The sequence below is a fragment of the Enterococcus sp. LJL128 genome (assembly GCF_056924295.1).
Genome location: NZ_JBXPBP010000034.1, coordinates 1 through 2,794, shown reverse-complemented (window position 1 = coordinate 2,794; position 2,794 = coordinate 1). Strand labels below are relative to the sequence as shown.

The 2,794-nt window shown below is 36.5% G+C and carries 2 protein-coding genes; both read right to left on the bottom strand.

Annotated features, from left to right (window positions below; translation table 11 throughout):
- Nucleotides 1-2,455: M6 family metalloprotease domain-containing protein (locus tag AC1Z3K_RS18555; RefSeq protein WP_461733559.1), on the bottom strand; the 2,455-nt coding region annotated here is incomplete at its 3' end.
- Between the two features lie 205 nt (nucleotides 2,456-2,660).
- Nucleotides 2,661-2,794: IS3 family transposase (locus tag AC1Z3K_RS18550; RefSeq protein WP_461732511.1), on the bottom strand; the 134-nt coding region annotated here is incomplete at its 5' end.

Sequence of the window (2,794 nt, the reverse complement as noted above, 5' to 3'; positions counted from 1 at the left end):
TCTGACGTTTTAACACATTATAATCCATCACAAAACGAACTTTATCCATTGGTATATAGCGATTATTATTAATTTTACTAATAACAGAGTAATATTTCCCTTCATACTGGAAATGCTTGAACCAGTCGCTTGTCTGCACACCATTTACTGTTGGCAGCACACTCCAAGGTGTACCTGTCGGCGATTCTATAATTACTGCGTTTAGCTTCTCCGCCTCTGAAATTTCGAAAACATCATCATCGAAAGTATAATCAATACGTGCTTTTATCGTTTCATTTAAATTGATTTTGGTTGCTGTATCAGTGGTATTCCCATGATCGTCACCTATCAATAAAGTGATTTCTTTAACAATTTTCTTGTCTTTACTAGTAATCTTGAGCGTTGTCTTTCCTTTTTCAAGTCCAGTGATTTTTCCATTTCTATCAACCTTGGCCAATTTTTGATCCTGAATTGTCCAAACCAGTTCATCTAAATAAGCATTTTCCGGCTGTAAGGTAATTGGTGCTTGCTTCGTCTCATTTACATCAACAAATAAAACATTTTCATTTACAATAATATCTTCTAAAACTACAGGGATTCTTGTCACTGTCAATATAAAAGAAGCTTCTTTTCCACCATCTTCACTTTTCACAGTAATCGTTGTCTGTCCTGCCTTTACTCCAGTAACTTTTCCCTCTTTATCAACAACTGCAATTGTCTCATCTGCACTTTCCCATTTCAAGTTTTTGTTTGATGCATTCTCTGGAATGATTGATGGATTGGCTTCAAAAGACTCTCCTGCTTCAATGGTTTTTTCTGAAAAATCAAAAGAAACACTTTCAACAGGACGATGCTTACTAATTTTAACCTTCATTGAAGTTGCTGGCGCATCCAATACCTCGATTGAAAACTCACCATAGTTTCCATTAGAAAGCTTCGTTGAAGGATTGGTTGTTTTTGTAACCGAGTTTGCTTGCGTTTTTTTATGGATTCCTGTTCCAATGTAATAAAATGGATCCCCATACCAGGGATTGTTTGCATCCATCTTAGAAGCACCCGTAATATTTTGTTCTGCCTCAAGCAGTGTTACCAGCTGCTCACCAACACTAACGTTTTGTCCATATCGTTTATCTACACGGTAAACAGCAATGCCGCCAGAGTGAAAGAACATAGATTGATACCCCTTATCAAAGCCTTCAAACTGTCTATTTTCAATCAGAAAATACTCCCAAGAATTCTCTGTATTCACTCTCAAAATATTGGGATTGTCCACTTTATTTAAAAGTGTCCGCAGCTCATAAATACCCTCTGGATTTTCATCTAAATCCACAACCTGAACCGGCATTCCCAGTTGTTCTTTAGAATAAGCATCCAGTCCAGCTGGTGTTGTTCCAGAGACCTCTCCACGCTCAGCATTCCAACTTCCACCGGCCATTAACGAGGTTGCTCCTAGCCCTTTACCAGACCCTGTTGTATTATACAAATCCGGCAACCCTAAATCATGCCCAAATTCATGAGCAATTACTCCAATTGAAGCAATTTTATTATTGTTGCTGCCGCCAAAATCCATTTTTTCGCCAAAGGTGGTATAATACTTTATTTCCTTTCCATCAAGTTTAGGCAGGTAATAAAATTGATATTTATGTCCTCGAACACCTGGTATAGTCATATTGGTCTGTTTGGAAGCTTCATAACCAGCATAAATAGTCATTACATGAAGCTCATCTTGTTCTAGATAATTTGGTTTTTCACGGTTCCTAGTGTCATACTGGGCAAAATCTACATACTCATCTGCTTTTTCTAGTGCTTCCTTCATTATTTCTCTACTTAAAGTTGCACTGATATTTATCCCTGTATTTGGGTGCTTACGATTCAATTTAACTTTTACAATCCCGTCATTCGCCCCATAGCTATCTATAGCTGGTTTAATATCAATTTGCCCTTCCGTCTGTTCTTGATAATAGGTACGCATTGATTTCCCTGATTCACTAAAGATTTTATTTTCCCATTCTGCTTCAGTTGTGGAAAGAGACACATCATCAAACTCTACAAGAATCACCAATAGATTCTGATCTTTACTCCACTTCATCTGAGAGCGCAGTTTACTTGTTGTATCTGATAAAAAGTCCTGACTTTGAACGCTGCTTTCTACAATTTCAGCTTCTGTCAATGCATTCATTGGGCGATTATCGATACCATATTTAAATAAGCTTGATGCTCCTTTATTATAAGAGTCAGTTGTTTCATAATACCAATAATTATCCGACCCTCTCTTGACGATTGCTCCATCGTCAGTAAGATAGTAACTATTAAACTCATCTCCTCTAATCGTTACCTCAAACCTCGATCCATTCGGCTGCTCAATTGTTTGTCTTTCATTTGCAACAGAAACAGCCTGAGCCTCCGTGCCAATCATCAAACTTGATGCCAGCAATAGCCCCCCTAAACAACTAAAAAACCTTTTTCTTTTTTTCATTTAACAAACTCCTTTAACTAAAATGTATATTCATTATATATTACTAGTTATTTTATTACATTAGTTTTTCAAAAAAATTTGAAATGATAGAAATTTGAAATAATAAGGAATGGTTTTTCAGTCAATAAATATTTTTATTAAAACAAAACAAGGTCGGGATGATTTGGCACTGACCCCCAAAAGTGAGAGGGCAAAAGAGAGGCGATTAAACAGTCTGTTTTCGATAGGCTATCGGTGATAGATAACCCAACTTCCGTTGAATTCTATGGGTATTATAATTCTTAATGTAATTTGTGACAATATCTATTACAGTAGTGGTAGAGTATTTTGGCTCTATGT